The sequence below is a fragment of the Micromonospora sp. NPDC005305 genome, assembly GCF_040607315.1.
Lineage (GTDB): Bacteria > Actinomycetota > Actinomycetes > Mycobacteriales > Micromonosporaceae > Micromonospora.
In genome coordinates this window covers 303,643-323,123 of sequence record NZ_JBEXGL010000007.1, presented here as the reverse complement: position 1 = coordinate 323,123, position 19,481 = coordinate 303,643, and the positions used below count along the sequence as shown (strand labels likewise).

Genomic DNA, 19,481 nt, shown 5'->3' with positions numbered 1-19,481 from the left:
GAGGGGAGGTCTCGGATCCCGTCCGGCGTGGGCGCCGCCCGGCACGGGTGTCCGTGCCGGGCGGCGCCGCCTGGAGCGGGGGATGGGTCAGCTGATGCCGGCGTCCGCGCAGAGCTTCGCGAAGTTGCCGGTGCAGAGCTCGTCCTTGGTGATGTAGCCGTCGGCCACGACGTCCTTCACGTTGTCCTTGTAGATCGCCTTCGGCTCCAGCAGCACGGACGGGACGTCCCGCCCGCCCTCCGGGTCCTTGACCGTCTGGCCGGTGTCCTTCTTCTGGCCCTTGGCCAGCCCGATGGCCAGCTCGGCGGCGGCGTCCGCCTCCTTCTTGACCGCCTTGTAGACCGTCATGCACTGGTCGCCCAGGAGGATGTTCTGCAGGCCCTCCTTGGTGGCGTCCTGACCGGTCACCGGGACCTTGCCGTTGAGCTTGTTCTTCTTCAGCACCGAGATGGCCGCGTTGCCCAAGCCGTCGTTGGCGGCCAGCACGCCGTCGATCTTGCCGCGGGCCTTGGTGAGCTGCTGCTCGAAGATCGTGGCGGCCTGTGCGTTGTCCCAGGCCGGCACGGAGTCCTCGGCGACCTTGGTGTACTCCTTCGAGTCGAACTTCGGCTTGAGCACCGAGTCGTACCCGTTCTTGAACAGGGTCGCGTTGTTGTCGGTCGGCGAGCCGTTGAGGTAGGCGATCGACGGGTTCTTGGCGCCCTTGTCGGTCAGGCACTTGCTCAGGCCCTCGCCCTGGAGCTTGCCGACCGCCTCGTTGTCGAAGCTGACGTAGTACTGGGCGGAGCCGCCCAGGGTCAGCCGGTCGTAGTCGATGGTGGCGACGCCCTGCGACTTGGCCTTGTCGAGGACGGCCTTGCCGGTGCCGGAGTCCAGGTTGACGATCATCAGCACGTTGACGCCGTTGGTGATCATCTGGTCGGCGATGGTCTGGAAGGCGGTCTTGTCGTTCTGGGCGTTCTGGATGTCCGACTCGACGCCGGCCGCGTCGAACGCCTCCTTGAGGTACTTGCGGTCCGCGCCCTCCCACCGGGCGGAGGACTTGCTGTCCGGGAGGATGACGCCGATCTTCGGCTTCTTGTCGGACGAGCCGCCGGCCTGGTCCGAAGAACCGCCGTTGTCACCGCAGGCGGCCATGCTGCCGGTTGCCAGAAGACCGACGGCCGCGAAGGTGAGGAAGCCCTTGCGCATATGCATGGGTCCTTTCGGGGGTTGGGGGAGTTGTCGGTGGTTTGTTGTGCCCGGCAACGTATTCCTCCCGTCCCGAGGCGCGCAAGAGAGCCGAGGTCAGAAGTTTGTTGGCCGCCGTAACAATTCAGCAACGCCAGTGGCACCCTGCCGTCACCCGCGGAGAGCGCTCCCTCGGGCACGGTGCGGAAGCGCTCCCAGGTCGCGCGCCCGCGGACCCCTCAGCGGGTGGCGATCGGCGCGGTCACGGCCCCGGTCAGCGCGACCAGATCGGCGGGGGCGAGCTGGAGTTGCAGACCGCGGCGCCCCGCCGAGACGTAGACCGTCGGATGCTCCAGCGCCGAGGCGTCGACGACCGTGGGCAGCCGCCTGCGCTGGCCGAGCGGGCTGATCCCGCCGCGGACGTACCCGGTGGCCCGCTCGGCCACCGTCCGGTCCGCCATGGCCGCGCGCTTGCCCCCGGCCGCGGCGGCGAGGGCCTTGAGATCCAGCTCGCCGGTGACCGGCACGACCGCCACCGTCAGCCCGCCGTCGACCTCGGTGACCAGCGACTTGAACACCCGGGCCGGGGGCACCCCGAGGGCCGCCGCGACCAGCGCGCCGTAGTTCGGCGCGTCCGGCGAGACGTCGTACGGGTGGGTGCTGTGCGTGATCTTCCGCTTGGTCAGCAGTGCCGTCGCCGGAGTGCCCTGTCCTGCCATGAGCGACAAACTAACCCGCGGCCGCCTGCCCGCTGCGGTTGCCCGGCCTCGCTCCGTGCCCGGGGCGGCGGGTCAGCACGCGGGGGCCGGCCTCGGTGATCGCGACGGTGTGCTCGGAGTGGGCCGTGCGGGAGCCGTCGGCGGAACGGATCGTCCACCCGTCCCGGTCGAATCTGATCTTGTCGGTGCCGCGGCAGAACCACGGCTCGATCGCGATCGTCAGGCCGGGCCGGAGCCGCATGCCCCGGCCGGCGCGGCCGTCGTTGGGCACGTGGGGGGCCTCGTGCATGGTGCGGCCGATGCCGTGCCCGCCGAACTCGTTGTTGACCTGGTAGCCGTAGCGGCGCCCGACCTCGCCGATCGCGGCGGAGATGTCGCCGATCTGACTGCCCGGCCGCGCGGCGTCGATCCCGGCCTCCAGCGCGACCTCGGTGGCCTCGATCAGCTTCAGGTCGTCCGGGGCGGCGGTGCCGACGATGACGGACAGCGCGGAGTCAGCGACCCAGCCGTCGACCCCGACCGCCATGTCGATGCTCAGCAGGTCACCGTCGCGCAGGGCGTAGGGGTGCGGCAGGCCGTGCAGCACGGCGTCGTTGACCGAGAGGCACAGGACGTTGCGGAACGGGCCGCGGCCGAACGACGGCGCGTAGTCCCAGTAGCAGGACGCGGCGCCACGCTCCTTGATCCGGCGGCGGGCGTGGTGCTCGAGGTCCATCAGGTCGACCCCGACGTCGGCGACCTCACGCAGCTCCGCCAGCAGCTCGCCGACGAACCGGCCGGTCACGGCCATCCGGTCGATCTCCTCGGCGGACTTCAGTTCGATCACGATCAACCCTCCCCTTCTCTTGCGGTATTTTTATACCACGACGGTCGGGGGTCTATTCTGCTGACATGGTTCGCCCACCGCTCACACCGGAACAGATCGCAGCGGGGCAACGTCTCGGGGCGGCGCTCCGGGTCGCGCGAGGTGGCCGCAGCCTCGTCGAGGTGGCCGTGGCGGCCGGCATCTCGCCGGAGACGCTGCGCAAGATCGAGGTGGGCCGGCTCCCGGCACCCGCGTTCGGCACCGTGGTCTGCCTCAGCGAGGTCCTCGGCGTCGCGCTCAGCGACCTGGCCGAGGTGTGGCTGGCCGACCTGCGCGTCCGCGAGGCCTCCTGACTCAGCCCGGCGCCGGGTGGCAGATCAGCACGGTCGGCGCGCCGGCCACCCGGGTCAGCACCAGGCTGGCCGCCCCATCGCCGGCCAGCTTCAAATCCCGGCGCAGCTTCTCCGGCTCCAGCGCCGAGCCCCGCTTGAGGATCTCCACCCGGCCGACCCGGCGCTCCCGCAGCAGGGCGCGCAGCCGCTTCAGCGAGAACGGCAGGACGTCGGTGACCTCCAGGCAGCGGGCGAACGGCGTCGGCCGCGCCTCGTCGCCGTACAGGTAGGCGATGGTCGGGTCAGCCAGCGTCGCGTCGAGGTCGCCGGCCAGCTCGGCGACCAGGTGCGCGCGCACCACCGCCGGGTCCGGGTCGTAGAGGAATCGGCGGGGCCGGCCCACCGGCGCCTCGGCGTCGCCGCTGCCGGTGAGCTGATAGGAGGGGACCCCTGCTCTACCGGAGGCGTTAGAAAGGGGCCCTTCCTTCTCGCGGAGCACGGTGGCGCGACGGGGCACCTCGGCCAGCGCGCCGCACCAGAGCGCCGCCTCGACCAGGTCGCCGTCGACGCTCACCCACTCCGCCTCGGCACCCGCCGGGATCAGCGCGTGGTCCAGCCCCGGCGCCACCTTCACGACCGTGCGCGGCACGCGCTCGGCCAGCCCGGTGACGAAGTCCCAGGGCGGCGAGTAGGCGTTCGGGTCGAAGATCCGCCGGCCGGTGCCGGCCTTCCGGCGGGCCGGGTCGCAGAAGACCCCGTCGACCCGGCTCACGTCGAACGCCGTGGCGTCCCCACACTCCACGGTGAACAGGTGGGCCAGCCCGTTCGCCTCGGCGTTCGCGGCGGCCATCGCGGCGGTCACCGGGTCGGCCTCGACGCCGTACACCCGGATGCCGGCGCGGGCCGCGGCGAGCGCGTCCGCACCGAGGCCGCAGCCCAGGTCGGCCAGCGTCGCCACGCCCGCGGCGCGCAGGCGTGCCGCGCGGCGCCGCGCCACCACCCCCCGGGTGGCCTGCTCCAGGCCCGGCCGGGTGAGGAACATGCCGCGTGCCGCCGGGCCGAACTTGCCCACCGCGCGCCGGCGCAGCTCGGCCTGGGTCAGCGCCGCCGCCGCGAGACCGGCCGGCACCCCGGCGGAGCGGAGCGCCGCCGCCGCCGTCAGCGGGTCGCCGCCGGCTACCCGCGCCGCCGCGTCGAGCGCGGCCGACCCCTCGGGGGTACGCAGGGCGGCGAACTGTTCCAGGTCCACGCGGGCATTCTCCCGGCCACCTCCCGAGCGGCCGGCCCGGACCCCTGGTGCACGTCGTCGGGCGACCCGGTTCGACCGGGAGGGTGCGCGACACGAGGCGCGGCGCGTTGGCACTCTCCTTGACGGAGTGCTAGCCGAGGAATAACCTGCGATTAGCACTCTCACCCTGAGGGTGCCAACGCCCGGGCCCTGGTGTCCGGGGGTTGAGCGCCAGGCGGACCGGCACCCGCGACGACGGCCCCGCCCGGTGGCATGTGGCAGATTGACGCCGGTCGGCATGCCGACCGGCAACGACACCAAGTACCCCAGGAGGGTATGCCCGTGACTACCGCGACCAAGGTTGCGATCAAGCCGCTCGAGGACCGCATCGTGGTCCAGGCGAACGAGGCCGAGACCACCACCGCCTCGGGCATCGTGATCCCCGACACCGCCAAGGAGAAGCCGCAGGAGGGCACCGTCCTCGCTGTCGGCCCGGGCCGGATCGACGACAAGGGCAACCGCGTGCCGATCGACGTCAAGGTCGGCGACACCGTCCTCTACTCGAAGTACGGCGGCACCGAGGTCAAGTACGCCGGCGAGGAGTACCTGGTGCTCTCCGCCCGCGACGTCCTCGCGGTCATCGAGAAGTAAGCAACCGATCAGTGTCGTTGCCCCGGTCCGGCTCGCCGGGCCGGGGCAACGTCGCTTCGAAGGGATACAGATGGCGAAGATCCTGAGCTTCTCGGACGACGCCCGGCACCTGCTGGAGCACGGTGTCAACGCCCTCGCGGACACGGTCAAGGTCACCCTCGGCCCGCGCGGGCGCAACGTCGTCCTGGACAAGAAGTTTGGTGCGCCCACGATCACCAACGACGGCGTGACGATCGCCAAGGAGATCGAGCTCACCAACCCGTACGAAAACCTCGGCGCGCAGCTGGTCAAGGAGGTGGCGACCAAGACCAACGACGTCGCCGGCGACGGGACCACCACCGCGACCGTGCTGGCCCAGGCCATGGTCCGCGAGGGCCTGCGCAACGTGGCCGCCGGGGCCAGCCCGACCGGCCTCAAGCGGGGCGTCGACGCGGCGGCCGCCAAGGTCTCCGAGGCGCTGCTCGGCCGGGCCGTCGAGGTGGCCGACAAGGAGTCGGTCGCGCACGTCGCGACGATCTCCGCGCAGGACGCCACCATCGGCGAGCTGATCGCCGAGGCGATGGAGCGGGTCGGCCGCGACGGTGTCATCACCGTCGAGGAGGGCTCCGCCCTCACCACCGAGCTGGAGGTGACCGAGGGTCTCCAGTTCGACAAGGGCTTCATCTCGCCGAACTTCGTCACCGACGTGGAGGGGCAGGAGGCGGTCCTGGAGGACCCGTACATCCTGATCACCACGCAGAAGATCTCGGCGATCGAGGAGCTGCTGCCGCTGCTGGAGAAGGTCCTCCAGAACAACAAGCCGCTGCTCATCGTCGCCGAGGACGTCGAGGGCCAAGCCCTGTCCACGCTGGTGGTCAACGCGATCCGCAAGACCATCAAGGTCTGCGCCGTGAAGGCCCCCGGCTTCGGTGACCGCCGCAAGGCGATGCTCCAGGACATGGCGATCCTGACCGGCGCCGAGCTGGTCGCCCCGGAGCTGGGCTACAAGCTCGACCAGGTCGGCCTGGAGGTGCTCGGCACCGCCCGCCGCGTCGTGGTCGACAAGGAGAACACCACGGTCGTCGACGGTGGCGGCCAGTCCGCCGAGGTCGCCGACCGGGTCGCCCAGATCCGCAAGGAGATCGAGGCCTCGGACTCCGAGTGGGACCGGGAGAAGCTGGCCGAGCGGCTGGCGAAGCTTTCCGGCGGCATCGCGGTGATCAAGGTCGGCGCGGCCACCGAGGTCGAGATGAAGGAGCGCAAGCACCGCATCGAGGACGCCATCGCCGCGACCAAGGCCGCGGTCGAGGAGGGCACGGTCCCGGGTGGCGGCGCCGCCCTGGCGCAGATCCTGTCGGTGCTCGACGACGACCTGGGCTTCACCGGTGACGAGAAGGTCGGCGTCTCGATCGTGCGCAAGGCACTGGTCGAGCCGCTGCGCTGGATCGCCCAGAACGCCGGCCACGACGGCTACGTGGTGGTGCAGAAGGTCGCCGGCAAGGAGTGGGGCAACGGCCTCGACGCCGCCACCGGCGAGTTCGTCGACCTGGTCAAGTCCGGCATCCTCGACCCGGTGAAGGTGACCCGCAACGCGGTCACCAACGCCGCCTCGATCGCCGGCCTGCTGCTCACCACCGAGAGCCTGGTGGTGGAGAAGCCGGAGAAGGCCGAGCCGGCCAACGCCGGTCACGGTCACGGCCACGGTCACGGCCACCAGCACGGCCCGGGCTTCTGATCCCGAGTCGTACGGCCTGACGTCAGGGCACACCGCCACCCGGCGGTGTGCCCTGACCCGTATCCGCTTACGGAACGGTGACGAGGTTGGCGGTCGCCCGCCCCGACCGACGAGACTGGTCGCCGTGAGCAACATGTCGCGCGGTCAGGCCGCGCTGGCCGGGGTGACCGCCGCGGCCGTCGCGATCGGCGTCGCCGAACCGGTGGCCGTCCTCACCGGCCCCCGGTCCGCCCCGCTCATCGCGGTCGGCGGGCTGGTCGTCGACGTGGTTCCCGAGCCGCTCAAGCAGTTCGCCATCGCGGTCTTCGGCACGCACGACAAGGTCGCGCTCCTGGTCGGCACCGCGGTGCTGCTGGCCGCCATCGCGGCGCTGATCGGCGTGCTGGCGGCCCGGCGGCTCCGGATCGGCCTGGCCGGCATCGCCGCGTTCGCCGCCCTCGGGGTGGCCGCCGCGCTGACCCGGGCCGGCGCGGACACCTTCGACGCGCTGCCCTCCCTGGTCGGCGGCCTGTTGGGCGCGCTGACGCTCTGGGCCTTCGTGGCCGGTCCGCTCGGGGAGGGCGCCAGGCAGCGCCCGTCGCCGGCCACGCCGGAGCCAGAGCCGTCCGGGCCTACGCCGTCCGGGCCTACGCCGCCCCCGGCCGTCGCCGCGCTCGCCCGGGACGAGACTCCGGCCGGGTGGGAGCCGCTCGACGACGGCGACCAGGAGTCACGCCGCCGGTTCCTGCGCGGGGTCGGCCTGCTGGCCGGCACCGCGGCGGTGGCCGGGCTCGGCGGGCACTGGCTGGCCGGGCGGCGGGGCGTCTCGGCGGCCCGCGAGGCGGTGCGGCTGCCCACGCCGGCGGCGCCCGCCCCGCCGGTGCCGGCCGGCGCCGACCTGTCGGTGAGCCGGCTCGCCCCCTTCGTCACGCCGAACCGCGAGTTCTACCGGATCGACACGGCCCTGGTGGTGCCGCAGGTGGACCCGGCCACCTGGCGGCTGCGCATCCACGGCCGGGTCCGCAACCCGATCGAGCTGAGCTTCGACGACCTGCTCGCCCGGCCGATGGTCGAGCGCTACGTCACCCTGGCCTGCGTCTCCAACGAGGTGGGCGGGGACCTGATCGGAAACGCCCGCTGGTTGGGCGTGCCGATCAAGGAGTTGCTGGACGAGGCGCAGCCGGAGGAGGGGGCGGACCAGGTGGTCGGCCGCTCGGTCGACGGCTGGACCTGCGGCACCCCCACGACCGTGCTGCGGGACGGCCGGGACGCGCTGCTCGCGGTCGGGATGAACGGCGAGCCGCTGCCGGTGGAGCACGGCTTCCCGGTGCGGATGGTGGTGCCCGGCCTCTACGGGTACGTCTCGGCCTGCAAGTGGGTGACCGAGCTGGAGTTGACCAGCTTCGCGGACTTCGACGCGTACTGGGTGCCGCGCGGGTGGTCGGCGCAGGGGCCGATCAGGACGCAGTCGCGGATCGACACGCCGCGCCGGCGCAACCCGCTCACCGCCGGCCCGGTCACGGTCGCCGGGGTGGCCTGGGCCCAGCACCGGGGCATCCGCAGGGTCGAGGTACGCGTCGACGGCGGCCCCTGGCGGGAGGCGACCCTCGCTCCGACGGTCTCGGTGGACACCTGGGTGCAGTGGTCGTGGCGGTGGGACGCCAGCCCGGGCGACCACACCCTCCAGGTCCGGGCCACGGACTCGGCCGGGCAGACGCAGCCAGAGCAGCGGCGGCCGGTCGCCCCGGACGGCGCCACCGGCTGGCACACCGTCCCGGTCACCGTCGGCTGAGGCGGGTCTCCTGCTCCGGCGGGGCGGACTCAGGTTCGGACCGCCTTTCGAGCTGATGTCGCGGACGATTCACCGTTGCCCGTTGCGGTGGGCGTCGGACCCGGACCCGGACCCGGACCCGGACCCGGGCCCGGGTGTGCGTGGGCGTCGCGTCCAACGGGCTCGGTGGTGGGCGGTCACCCCGGGGTCGAGTCGTTGGTGATGTCAGCTCGAAAGGTGCTGACGGAGAGAGCGCCGGCTCCGCGCGGGGCGCCCGACGGCAGTCCGGGCTGCACGCGACGCCGCGCCCGGGGTCCGGGCGCGGCGTCGGTGTGGTCCGTGTGGCGGTCAGGCGATCTTGCGCTGGTCCGGGACGGTGGACTTGTGCGGCCGGCCCAGGCGGGCCTCCAGCCGGGCGACGTCCACCCGGGCCTGCCGGCGGTCGGCCAGGTCCTCCCAGCCGAGGGCCAGCAGCCGCAGCCGCTCCGACTCGCTGAAGCCGCCCCACACGCCGTAGGGCTCGCGGACGGAGAGGGCGTGCGCGGCGCACTCGGCGCGCACCGGGCAGGCGCGGCAGACGGCCTTGGCGCCGGACTCGCGGCGCAGCCGCGACGAGCCGCGCTCGCCGTCCGGGTGGAAGAACTGGGCGCTGTCCCGCCCGCGGCAGGCACCGAGCCGCTGCCAGTCCCAGAGGTCGACAATGGGTCCGGGCAGCCTGCGTACGTTCGACATCAGCACCCCTCCTCCCGCGCGGCACCGCGGAGAATCTCGTGGCCAGCTCCTACCGGTGCGGTGGTCCGCGCGGGACACCGTTTCCGGAGTGACCCCTCGGTACCCGGGCTTTCCCGCGCTCACACATGTGTGATCGAAAACCTCGGACAGTCGGCGGCATATGCCCCATCTGCCGGAAAAGTTCGGATGATTGCCCGGAACCTCCTCCCGAGCACACCCCGCCGTGGTCTGCTCTGAGGCGGAGAGGAGACCACTGTGCGTAGCGTTCTCGTGTGCGTTCGGACACCACTCGCGGCCCAGCATTTGACCTCCGCGGCGGCGCGGCTCGGGCTGTCGGGCGTGCTCCGGACGGCCGTCTCCGATCCCGAGGTGATGCTGCGGCTCGCCGAGCGTCAGGTCGACGTGGTGCTCGCCGACACCGCCCTCACCCGGCCGGACAGCGCCGGCTTCGTCCGCCGGGTGCTGGCCCGCGCCCCGCAGGCCGCCGTGCTGCTGCTCGGCGCCGAGGAGTCGGAGGCCGCGGCGGCCACCATCAGCGCCGGGGCGCGAGGCCTCATCCAGAATGCCGACCACGACCTGACCAGCGCCGTAGCCAAGGCGCTGCTGCTGCTCTCCGCCCCCGGGCGCACGAACCGGCACCGGGTCACCGACCCGGCCCGGGACGCCGCGGCGGTCGGCGGGCCGGCCCGGTCGGCCGCGCCGGGGCGTACCCCGGCCGGGGCCGCGTGGCCGGCGGGCTCCGCGGAGGGTCCCGGTGGGGGCCCCACGGTGGTCCCGGTGCAGCGCGGCGAGGACCCGGCCGACCCGGCGGCGGCCGAGGCGGAGCCGGCGCCGGCGGGCGGTCCCCAGCGCCCGGCGCGCACCCCGCGCAGCGCGGTCGGCCTCACGGAGCGTGAGCTTCAGGTGCTGCTCGGCATGGCCGAGGGAAAGAGCAACGCGGAGATCGGGCGGGAGCTGTTCGTCTCGGAGGACACCGTCAAGACGCACGCCCGCCGGCTGTTCCGCAAGCTCGGCGCGCGCGACCGGGCGCACGCGGTGGCCGCGGGCTTCCGCGCCGGCCTGGTGGCCTGAGCGGGCCGCTCACTCCTCGGCGGAGTCGTCGGTGCCCTCGGTGAGGGTGTCGTGCACGCCGTCGGCGTAGCCGCGGGCGTAGTCCCAGCTCACGTAGTGGTCCGGGTCGGGGTCGTAGGCCGGCTCGTGCACCCGGGGCCGCCCCGAGTCGAGCAGGTGGCGCAGGTTGCCGCGGAGGAGGTCCCAGTCGAAGTAGTGCGGCTCGCGGCAGTCCTCGCACTCGATGACCAGGCCGCGGACGCCGATCGGCTGCAGCAGGGCCTGGTAGATCTCCAGGTCGGCAAGATCCTCGAGGACGTCCTGCCGCTCGATCTCGGTCAGCGGGTCGAGCGGGTCGTCCTCGCGCGGGTCGTGCAGACCGGCAGCCGGATCGGCCGGGTCGCCGTTGAACGGGTCGATGGGCTCGTCGTGCACCCCCTCACCGTAGTCCCCGTCGCGCCGGAAAGTCCGCCCCGGCGGCTCCCTGTGGCGCCGCCGACCCGGGGCCGCCGTTGCCGGAGGCGGCCCAGCTCAATGGGTACGATGAAGCGACGCGCCGTCATGCCGGCGTGCGCCGGTGCCCGCGCGCGCCGCCTCGCTGCAGCCCGTCCGACCAGCTCAGGGGAGCAATCGTGGAGAATTCGCCCAGCACCGAGATCCCGGCCGGCCGCGACGGCGGTGAGCTCGGCGGCCATCTGCCCGAGCTGCCCGCGGGCTCGGCCCGGGTGGTGCCGCTCGGGCTGACCTTCGACGACGTGCTCCTCCAGCCGGGCGAGTCGGACGTGGTGCCGAGCCGGGTGAACACCCGCACCAGGCTCACCCGCCGCATCGAGTTGAACGTCCCGCTGCTGTCCAGCGCCATGGACACCGTCACCGAGGCGCGGATGGCGATCGCCATGGCCCGCCAGGGCGGCATCGGCGTGCTGCACCGCAACCTCTCCGTGGAGGACCAGGCGCTGCAGGTCGACCTGGTCAAGCGCTCCGAGTCCGGCATGATCACCAACCCGGTGACCGCCAGCCCCGACGACACCCTCCGCGAGGTCGACGCGCTCTGCGGCCGCTACCGCATCTCCGGCGTGCCGGTGGTCGACGGGCAGGGCCAGCTCGTCGGCATCGTCACGAACCGGGACATGCGCTTCGTCTCCGACCCGGCCACCCCGGTCCGCGAGATCATGACCCACACCCCGCTGATCACCGCCCCGGTCGGCGTCCGCAAGGACGAGGCCCTCGACCTGCTGCGCCGGCACAAGGTCGAGAAGCTGCCGATCGTCGACGAGGCCGGCAAGCTGCGCGGGCTGATCACGGTCAAGGACTTCACCAAGAGCGAGCAGTACCCGGACGCCACCAAGGACGAGGCCGGCCGCCTCCGGGTGGCCGCCGCGATCGGCGTGGGCGAGGACGCGTACAAGCGGGCCCGCACCCTGGTCGACGCCGGGGTGGACGTCCTCATCGTGGACACCGCCCACGGCCACCAGCGGGCCGTGCTGGAGATGGTCGCGCGACTCAAGAAGGACGTGGGCATCGACATCGTGGGCGGCAACATCGCCACCTACGCGGGCGCCAAGGCGCTGGTCGACGCGGGCGCCGACGGCATCAAGGTGGGCGTCGGCCCGGGCGCCATCTGCACCACCCGGATCGTGGCCGGCGTGGGTGTCCCGCAGATCACCGCGATCATGGAGGCCGCCCGGGCGGGCCGTCCGGCCGGCGTGCCGGTGATCGGCGACGGCGGCATCCAGTATTCCGGCGACATCGCGAAGGCCCTGGTGGCCGGCGCCGACACCGTGATGCTCGGCAGCCTGCTGGCCGGCTGCGAGGAGAGCCCGGGCGAGCTGATCTTCATCAACGGCAAGCAGTACAAGGCGTACCGGGGGATGGGCTCGCTCGGCGCCATGCAGTCGCGCGGCCAGGCGAAGTCCTACTCCAAGGACCGCTACTTCCAGCAGGACGTGACCAACGACGAGAAGCTGGTCCCCGAGGGCGTGGAGGGCCAGGTGCCCTACCGCGGTCCGCTCGCCCAGGTCGCCCACCAGCTCACCGGCGGGCTGCGGCTGGCCATGGGCTACGCCGGCGCCGAGAGCATCGCCGAGCTGCACCAGCGCGGCCAGCTCATCCGGATCACTGCGGCCGGCCTCAAGGAGAGCCACCCGCACGACATCCAGATGACCGTCGAGGCGCCCAACTACCACACCCGCTGACCCACCACCCCCAACCACCTGGAGTCCCCCATGCGTGACGTGGTCGAGATCGGGCTGGGCAAGACCGCGCAGCGCGGCTACCACCTGGACGACATCGCCATCGTGCCGAGCCGTCGCACCCGGGACGTCGACGACGTCTCCACCGCGTGGCAGCTCGACGCCTACCAGTTCGGCATCCCCTGCGTCGGGCATCCCTCCGACGCGACCATGAGCCCCGCGTCCGCGGTGCGGCTCGGCCAGCTCGGCGGCCTCGGCGTGCTCAACGTCGAGGGCCTCTGGACCCGCTACGAGAACCCGGCCAAGGTGCTGGAGGAGCTGGCCGGCCTGGACGAGGACGCCCGGGCCACCAAGCGGCTCCAGGAGGTCTACGCGGAGCCGATCCGCCCCGACCTGATCGCCGAGCGGGTCCGCGAGCTGCGCGACGGCGGCGGCACGGTCGCCGTCCGGGTCTCCCCGCAGCACACGCTGGCCCTCGCCCCGGTGATCCTCGACGCCGGCGTGGACATCCTGGTCATCCAGGGCACCATCGTCTCCGCCGAGCACGTCTCCACCACCGACGAGCCGCTGAACCTCAAGGAGTTCATCGCCGACCTCGACCTGCCGGTCATCGTGGGCGGCTGCACCGACTACAAGACGGCGCTGCACCTGATGCGCACCGGCGCGGCCGGTGTCATCGTCGGCATCGGCGGCGACGACTGGTCCACCACCGAGTCGGTGCTCGGCATCCGGGTGCCGATGGCCACCGCCATCGCCGACGCCGCCGCGGCCCGCCGCGACTACCTCGACGAGACCGGCGGCCGGTACGTGCACCTGATCGCCGACGGCGACATGCAGACCTCCGGCGACATCGCCAAGGCGCTCGGCTGCGGCGCGGACGCCGTGATGCTCGGCGAGCCGCTGTCGCTCTGCGAGGAGGCCCCGGCCGGCGGCGCCTGGTGGCACTCGGCCGCCAGCCACCCGTCGCTGCCGCGCGGCGCGTTCGAGGTGGCCGGTGAGCCGCTCGGCTCGATGGAGAAGCTGCTCTTCGGTCCGGCCGACGAGCCGGACGGCCAGCTCAACCTCTTCGGCGGGCTGCGCCGGGCGATGGCCAAGTGCGGCTACCGCGACCTCAAGGAGTTCCAGAAGGTCGGCCTGGTCCTCGACCGCTGACCGGGTGAGCGACCGACGGCGCGGGTGGGCGTTCCGATCCCACCCGCGCCGTCGCGCGTCTAGGCTCGGCGGATGACGCGGGGCCGGCGGTGGGGCGTGGCGGTGCTCGCCGTCGCGTTGCTGGCCGGCGGCTGCACCGGGGACGACGGGCGGTTCCACCCGGGCGCGGCGGACGTGGGCGACCCGTACGTGCCGGGGTCCGGCAACGGCGGCTACGACGTCGGGCACTACGCGCTGAAGGTGCGCTACGACCCGGCCGACGACCGGCTCGCCGGCGGGGCCGTGCTGACCGCCACCGCCACCACGGCGCTGTCCCGGTTCCAGCTCGACCTGGCCGGCCTGACCGTCGACCGGGTCCGCGTCGACGGCGCCCCGGCGAAGCACCGGCGCGACGGGGCCGAGCTGGTCGTGACCCCGGCGCACGGCCTGCCGGCCGGGCAGCGGTTCAGCGTCGAGGTGACGTACGGCGGGGTGCCCGAGCCGCTGCCCAGCGCCGAGCTGGGCGACGGCGGCTTCCAGGCCACCGGGGACGGTGCGATCGCGCTGGGCCAGCCGGAGTCGGCGAGCACCTGGTACCCGGTCAACGACCACCCCTCCGACAAGGCCACCTACGAGATCCAGGTGGCCGTCCCGGACGGGCTCGCCGCGTTGAGCAACGGGGTGCCGGAGGGGACGGAGAGCAGGGGCGGCTGGACCACCTGGCGCTGGTCCGAGGGCAGCCCGATGGCCAGCTACCTGTCCACCCTGGTCATCGGCGACTACCGGGTCGCGACGGGCACCCACGCCGGGAAGCCGATCGTCACCGCCGTCGCCGCGACCCTGCCCGCCGACGGGCCGGCCGCCGCCTCGGTGGCCCGCACCGGCGAGATCGCCGACTTCCTGGCCGGCCGCTTCGGGCCGTACCCGTTCGACGCGTACGGCGGGATCGTCGTGGCCGACGACCGGATCCGGTACGCGCTGGAGACCCAGTCCCGGCCGGTCTACGGGCCCGGTTTCTTCCGCGGCACCCGCCCGAACACGGAGGTGGTCGCGCACGAGCTGGCCCACCAGTGGTTCGGCGACAGCGTCTCGGTGGCCCGGTGGAGCGACCTCTGGCTCAACGAGGGCTTCGCCACGTACGCGGAATGGCTCTGGGCGGAGCACGACGGCGGGCGCGCCGTCGAGCGGGCCTTCGCCGACCGGTACGCGGTCACCGACTGGCGCAGGCCCACGGTGGACCCGGGCCGCGCCGCGATGTTCGGCGACGCCGTCTACCAGCGCGGCGCGCTGGCCGTGCACGCGCTGCGCCGCGCCGTCGGCGACGCGACCTTCTTCCGCATCCTGCGCGGCTGGCTGGCCGAGCGCCGCAACGGCACCGCGACCACCGCCGACTTCATCGGGTACGCCGAGCGGACGGCCGGGAGGCCGCTGCGTCCCCTCTTCGACGCCTGGCTGATCGGGGCGAGCCCGCCGGCTCTGCCGTGACGCGGACGTGATCGATCCTGGGTAGGCTGCCGCGGGCGGAGCGGCCCCGGGCAGGGCCGCCACGGTTCGGGTCCGGGAGGGATCGAGGCGATGGCGCGGCGCGGCGGACGACGACGGCTCGGGCTGCTGCTCTGTGGAGCGTTGCTGCTCGCCGGCTGCGGTACCAACGAGCCGGACCGGGCGGCACCCGGGCTCACCGCGCCCAGCCCGACGGCCGGGCGCAGCTTCGCGCCGGGCGCCCCCGGCGCCGGCGACCCCTACTTCCCGAGCTACGGCAACGGCGGCTACGACGTCGCCCACTACACCGTGCGGGTGCGCTACGACCCGGCGACCGACAAGCTCACCGGCACCACCACCCTGCGGGCCACGGCGACCGCCAACCTGTCGGCGTTCAACCTGGACCTGGCCGGGCTGACGGTGCGGTCGGTCAGCGTGGACGGGGCGAAGGCCGGCCACAGCCGCGCCGGCGACGAGCTGGTCGTCACCCCGGCCACCGGCCTCACCTCCGGCAACGGCTTCGTCGCCGAGATCCGGTACGACGGCCAGCCGGCCGCGCTGGACAACGACGTGCTCGGTGACAGCGGCTGGCTGCACACCGCGGACGGGGCGATCGCGCTCGGCCAGCCGGAGTCGGCGAGCACCTGGTACCCGGTCAACGACCACCCCTCCGACAAGGCCACCTACGACTTCGAGATCACCGTGCCGAAGGGGCTCACCGCGGTCAGCAACGGGGTCCCGAAGGGGCGGAGCACCAAGGACGGCTGGACCACCTGGCGCTGGTCCGAGAGCGCCCCGATGGCGAGCTATCTGACGGCGGTGGCGATCGGGAAGTTCCGGGTCACCACCGGCGAGCACAAGGGACGGCCGGTGTTCAGCGCGGTCACCACCCAGGTGGCCGAGGGCGCGCCGGACCGGTCGATCGCGCGGACCGTCGAGGTGGCCGACTACCTGGAGAGCATCTTCGGGCCGTACCCGTTCGACGCGTACGGCGGGGTGGTGGTCGCCGACGACCGGATCCGGTACGCGCTGGAGACGCAGAGCCGGCCGGTCTACTCGGCCGGGTTCTTCCGGCAGGGCGACAACACCGGCGTGGTGGCGCACGAGCTGGCCCACCAGTGGTTCGGCGACAGCGTCTCCCTCCAGCGCTGGCAGGACATCTGGCTCAACGAGGGGATGGCCACGTACGCCGAGTGGCTGTGGGCCGAGCACGCCGGGGAGTCGACCGTCCAGCACACCTTCGAGCAGAAGTACGGGACCACGTCGAGCCAGGTCTGGCGTACGCCGCCGGGTAAGCCGGGGGTGGCGAACCTGTTCGGCCGGTCGGTCTACGAGCGGGGCGGGATGACCGTGCACGCGCTGCGGGTGGCGGTCGGCGACCAGGCCTTCTTCACCGTCCTGCGCACCTGGGCGGCGGAGAAGCGGAACGGCAACGCCACCACCGACGAGTTCGTGGCGCTCGCCGAGCGGGTCTCCGGCAAGAAGCTCGGCAAGCTCTTCGACGCCTGGCTCTACGGCACCGAGCGCCCGCCGGCCCCGAAGCCGCTCTGAGTCAGTTCTTCACCCGCAGCGAGGGGTGCGCGGCCAGGTACGCGTCGGCGCTGCCGCCGCGCAGCGCGGCGAGGAACTGGCGGCCCTCCGGGCGCAACTGCTCGCCCCGGTAGGACGCGCCGCTGCCCACCCCGGCGCCGGGGAGGCCGACCAGGACGAACTTCTCCGCCGGCAGGCCGCCCAGGGCGTACGCGAAGTCGACCAGCCGGCGGCCGCCGCCGACGTACACCAGGGTCTTGCCCAGCGCGCCGACCACCTGCTCGACCCGGTCCGGGTCGCGGGCCAGCCCCTGGTCGAGGATCTTCCGGGCCAGCGCCCGGATGAGCTGCTGCTGGTGCCGCTGCCGCGTGTAGTCGCCGCCGGCCGTGTAGCGCTGGCGGGCGTAGTCGAGCGCCTGCCAGCCGGTCAGGTGCCGGTTGCCCGGCTGGTAGACCATCTGCGGCCCGGTGTAGGTGCTGCCGGCCCGGTCCCGGTAGCGCCCGTCCGGCCGGCGGTGGATCGAGGCGACCCGCTGGTCGACGTAGAGGTCCACGCCGCCGAGGGTGTCGACCAGCTTGTCGAACCCGCCGAAGGTGAGCACCGCACCGGCGTCGATGCGCAGCCCGGTGTACCGGCTGACCGTGGTCCGCAGCAGTTCGTACCCCTGGGCCGTGCTGGGGTGCTTCTTGTCGCCGGGGACCCGGCTGCCGTAGCTCATCGCGTGGGTGAGCTTGGTCCGGCCGCCGGGGTAGCCGGCCTTCGGGTAGGCCGGGATGTCGACCACCAGGTCGCGGGGGAGTGAGAAGAGGTACGCGCGGCCCAGCCCGGCCGGCACGTGCAGCACCAGGACGGCGTCGGCGTGCGGCTCCCAGCCCGGCACGCTGATCCGGGTGTCCACCCCGACGAGCAGCAGGTTGAGCGGCCCTTTCAGGTCGGCGCCGGGCGGCGGGGTGGGGCTGGAGGTGACCGGGGCCGGGGTGGTCGGCGCCGCGGTGGACGGGCTCGGCGTGCCCGGCCCGGCGACCGGGCCGGGCGACGGGCGGGAGACCAGCCGGGTGGTGAGCACCGCTCCGGCGGCGACCAGCACCACGGCCACCAGGGCGGCCAGCCCCAGCAGCAACCGTCGACGCGTCATCGTGGTCTCCTTCCCCCGTCTTCCACTCGACGCCCGACGGAGGGCCGTCGGTTGCCCGGGCGGGAATCCCGGGTGATCGAGCGCTCTGCATGATCTGCGAAAAACTCTCGCTGGCGCTATAGCTACCGGTCGGTAATGATGCGTGCATGCGGTACGACGTGGTCGTCATCGGGTCGGGTTTCGGCGGCAGCGTCACGGCGCTGCGGCTGGCCGAGAAGGGTTACACCGTCGGGGTCCTGGAGGCCGGCCGGCGCTTCGCCGACGACGAGTTCCCCCGCACCTCCTGGCGGGCGAGCCGCTTCCTGTGGGCCCCGAAGCTCGGCTGTTACGGCCTCCAGCGGATCACCCTGCTCCGCTCGGCCGACCGGAAGGCCGGTGGTGGGGTGCTGGTGCTCGCCGGCGCCGGCGTGGGTGGCGGCTCCCTGGTCTACGCGAACACGCTCTACGAGCCGCTCGACGCGTTCTACGCCGACCCGCAGTGGCGGGACATCACCGACTGGCGCGACGAACTGGCCCGCCACTACGACCAGGCGAAGCGGATGCTCGGCGTCACCACGTACCCGATCCACACCGGGGCGGACCGGGCCATGCGGGCGGTGGCCGAGCGGATGGGGGTGGGGCACACGTTCCACTCGACGCCGGTGGGCGTGCACATCGGCCGCCCCGGCGAGCGCGTGCCCGACCCGTACTTCGGCGGGGTGGGGCCGGACCGGACGGGCTGCAGCCACTGCGGCTCGTGCATGACCGGCTGCCGGCACGGCGCGAAGAACACCCTGGTCAAGAACTACCTCTGGCTGGCCGAGCGGCTTGGCGCGCAGGTCCACCCGCTGACCACGGTGACCGCGGTGCGGCCGGCCGCCGAGGGCGGTTACGCGGTGCACACCGAGCGCACCGGCGCCTGGGTGCGCAAGCGCCGCCAGGTGATCCACGCCGACCAGGTGGTCTTCGCCGCCGGCGCGCTGGGCACCCAGCGGCTGCTGCACGAGATGAAGGCGACCGGGGCGCTGCCCCACCTGTCGCCGCGGCTCGGCGAGCTGACCCGCACCAACTCGGAGGCCATCCTCGGCGCCTCGGTCGGGTCCGGCCAGGCCCGGCGGCGCGGCCTCGACTTCACCGAGGGGGTGGCGATCACCAGCTCGTTCCACCCCGACCCGCAGACCCACATCGAGCCGGTCCGCTACGGCAAGGGCTCCAACGCCATGGGACTGCTCCAGTCGCTGCTGGTCGACGGCGGCCCGCACCGGGTCCGGCGCTGGCTGGGCAGCATCGTCCGGCAGCCCGGCCTGGCCGCCCGGATGCTCTCGGTGCGCGGCTGGTCCGAGCGCACCGTGATCGCCCTGGTCATGCAGTCGGTCGACAACTCGCTCACCACCCGCTACCGGCGCGGCCGGTTCGGCCGCCGGCTGGTCACCGGCCCGGGGCACGGCGCGCCCAACCCGACCTGGATCCCGGCCGGCAACGAGGCCGTCCGGCTGCTCGCCGAGGAGATCGACGGCACGCCCGGCGGGGCGGTCACCGAGCCGTTCAACATCCCGATGACCGCGCACATCCTGGGCGGCGCGGTGATCGGCGACAGCCCCGAGCGCGGCGTCATCGACCCGTACCACCGGGTGCACGGCCACCCGGGGCTGCACGTGGTGGACGGCGCGGCGGTCTCGGCGAACCTGGGCGTGAACCCGTCCCTGACCATCACGGCGCAGGCCGAGCGGGCCATGTCGTTCTGGCCCAACCGCGGGGAGGGGGACCCCCGCCCGCCGCTCGGCGCGCCCTACCGCCGGCTCGCCCCGGTGGCCCCGAAGCAGCCCGCCGTCCCGGCGCACGCCCCCGCCGCGCTGCGCCCCTGAGCGACGCGGCGCGCGA

General features: G+C 73.4%; 17 protein-coding genes. 10 read left to right on the top strand and 7 right to left on the bottom strand.

The genetic code is table 11. The annotated features are described in order from the left end of the window. Positions 1–87 precede the first annotated feature (87 nt). The 3 genes from ABZS80_RS15305 to map form a co-directional block, all read right to left on the bottom strand. Complete coding sequence (locus ABZS80_RS15305) at positions 88–1,191, bottom strand: substrate-binding domain-containing protein (protein WP_355056311.1); 1,104 nt, start codon at positions 1,189–1,191, stop codon at positions 88–90. 218 nt (positions 1,192–1,409) lie between these two features. Further along, positions 1,410–1,889, bottom strand: a complete 480-nt coding sequence (ybaK, locus tag ABZS80_RS15300) for a Cys-tRNA(Pro) deacylase (RefSeq protein WP_355056263.1) — start codon at positions 1,887–1,889, stop codon at positions 1,410–1,412. A 10-nt stretch (positions 1,890–1,899) separates the two neighbouring features. After that, complete coding sequence (gene map / locus ABZS80_RS15295; RefSeq protein WP_355056262.1) at positions 1,900–2,715, bottom strand: type I methionyl aminopeptidase; 816 nt, start codon at positions 2,713–2,715, stop codon at positions 1,900–1,902. A 65-nt stretch (positions 2,716–2,780) separates the two neighbouring features. On the opposite strand from map, the gene ABZS80_RS15290 reads away from it, so the two are divergent. After that, complete coding sequence (locus tag ABZS80_RS15290) at positions 2,781–3,047, top strand: helix-turn-helix transcriptional regulator (protein ID WP_151465099.1); 267 nt, start codon at positions 2,781–2,783, stop codon at positions 3,045–3,047. A 1-nt stretch (position 3,048) separates the two neighbouring features. On the opposite strand, the gene ABZS80_RS15285 is transcribed toward ABZS80_RS15290, so the two are convergent. Next, positions 3,049–4,275 carry a methyltransferase domain-containing protein gene (locus ABZS80_RS15285; RefSeq protein ID WP_355056261.1) on the bottom strand — a complete coding sequence of 409 codons (1,227 nt, stop codon included), beginning with the start codon at positions 4,273–4,275 and terminating at the stop codon, positions 3,049–3,051. A 315-nt stretch (positions 4,276–4,590) separates the two neighbouring features. Between ABZS80_RS15285 and groES the strand changes: the two genes are divergently transcribed. From groES to ABZS80_RS15270, 3 genes are all read left to right on the top strand, one after another. Beyond that, positions 4,591–4,905 carry a co-chaperone GroES gene (gene groES, locus ABZS80_RS15280; RefSeq protein WP_018222648.1) on the top strand — a complete coding sequence of 105 codons (315 nt, stop codon included), beginning with the start codon at positions 4,591–4,593 and terminating at the stop codon, positions 4,903–4,905. A gap of 70 nt (positions 4,906–4,975) precedes the next feature. Next, on the top strand, positions 4,976–6,619 hold the full coding sequence (groL, locus tag ABZS80_RS15275; protein WP_355056260.1) for a chaperonin GroEL: 1,644 nt from the start codon (positions 4,976–4,978) through the stop codon (positions 6,617–6,619). Positions 6,620–6,743: 124 nt separating this feature from the next. Beyond that, complete coding sequence (locus tag ABZS80_RS15270) at positions 6,744–8,390, top strand: molybdopterin-dependent oxidoreductase (protein ID WP_355056259.1); 1,647 nt, start codon at positions 6,744–6,746, stop codon at positions 8,388–8,390. A gap of 327 nt (positions 8,391–8,717) precedes the next feature. Here ABZS80_RS15270 and ABZS80_RS15265 read toward each other — a convergent pair whose 3' ends face one another. Then, positions 8,718–9,101 carry a WhiB family transcriptional regulator gene (locus tag ABZS80_RS15265; protein ID WP_355056258.1) on the bottom strand — a complete coding sequence of 128 codons (384 nt, stop codon included), beginning with the start codon at positions 9,099–9,101 and terminating at the stop codon, positions 8,718–8,720. A 255-nt stretch (positions 9,102–9,356) separates the two neighbouring features. Between ABZS80_RS15265 and ABZS80_RS15260 the strand changes: the two genes are divergently transcribed. Beyond that, entirely contained in the window at positions 9,357–10,172 is an 816-nt protein-coding gene (locus ABZS80_RS15260; RefSeq protein ID WP_355056257.1) for a response regulator transcription factor, read from the top strand. 9 nt (positions 10,173–10,181) lie between these two features. On the opposite strand, the gene ABZS80_RS15255 is transcribed toward ABZS80_RS15260, so the two are convergent. After that, the gene (locus ABZS80_RS15255) at positions 10,182–10,586 is read right to left on the bottom strand and encodes a DUF5319 domain-containing protein (protein ID WP_151465105.1); all 405 of its coding nucleotides are present in this window, start codon (positions 10,584–10,586) and stop codon (positions 10,182–10,184) included. 197 nt (positions 10,587–10,783) lie between these two features. On the opposite strand from ABZS80_RS15255, the gene guaB reads away from it, so the two are divergent. The 4 genes from guaB (at position 10,784) to ABZS80_RS15235 (ending at position 16,507) form a co-directional block, all read left to right on the top strand. Then, positions 10,784–12,346, top strand: a complete 1,563-nt coding sequence (gene guaB, locus ABZS80_RS15250) for an IMP dehydrogenase (RefSeq protein WP_355056256.1) — start codon at positions 10,784–10,786, stop codon at positions 12,344–12,346. Between the two features lie 30 nt (positions 12,347–12,376). Continuing rightward, positions 12,377–13,495, top strand: coding sequence for a GuaB3 family IMP dehydrogenase-related protein (locus tag ABZS80_RS15245; RefSeq protein WP_151465353.1), 1,119 nt, complete (start codon positions 12,377–12,379; stop codon positions 13,493–13,495). Positions 13,496–13,567: 72 nt separating this feature from the next. Further along, positions 13,568–14,959 carry a M1 family metallopeptidase gene (locus ABZS80_RS15240; protein WP_355056255.1) on the top strand — a complete coding sequence of 464 codons (1,392 nt, stop codon included), beginning with the start codon at positions 13,568–13,570 and terminating at the stop codon, positions 14,957–14,959. 90 nt (positions 14,960–15,049) lie between these two features. Then, positions 15,050–16,507 (top strand): M1 family metallopeptidase, encoded by a 1,458-nt coding sequence (locus ABZS80_RS15235; RefSeq protein ID WP_355056254.1) that lies wholly within the window; start codon positions 15,050–15,052, stop codon positions 16,505–16,507. Between the two features lies 1 nt (position 16,508). Here the strand turns inward: ABZS80_RS15235 and ABZS80_RS15230 are convergent, their stop codons facing one another. After that, the gene (locus tag ABZS80_RS15230) at positions 16,509–17,621 is read right to left on the bottom strand and encodes an LCP family protein (protein WP_355056253.1); all 1,113 of its coding nucleotides are present in this window, start codon (positions 17,619–17,621) and stop codon (positions 16,509–16,511) included. A 146-nt stretch (positions 17,622–17,767) separates the two neighbouring features. Here ABZS80_RS15230 and ABZS80_RS15225 point away from each other — a divergent pair, with 146 nt between their 5' ends. Next, the gene (locus tag ABZS80_RS15225) at positions 17,768–19,465 is read left to right on the top strand and encodes a GMC family oxidoreductase (protein ID WP_355056252.1); all 1,698 of its coding nucleotides are present in this window, start codon (positions 17,768–17,770) and stop codon (positions 19,463–19,465) included. The last annotated feature ends 16 nt before the right edge of the window (positions 19,466–19,481 follow it).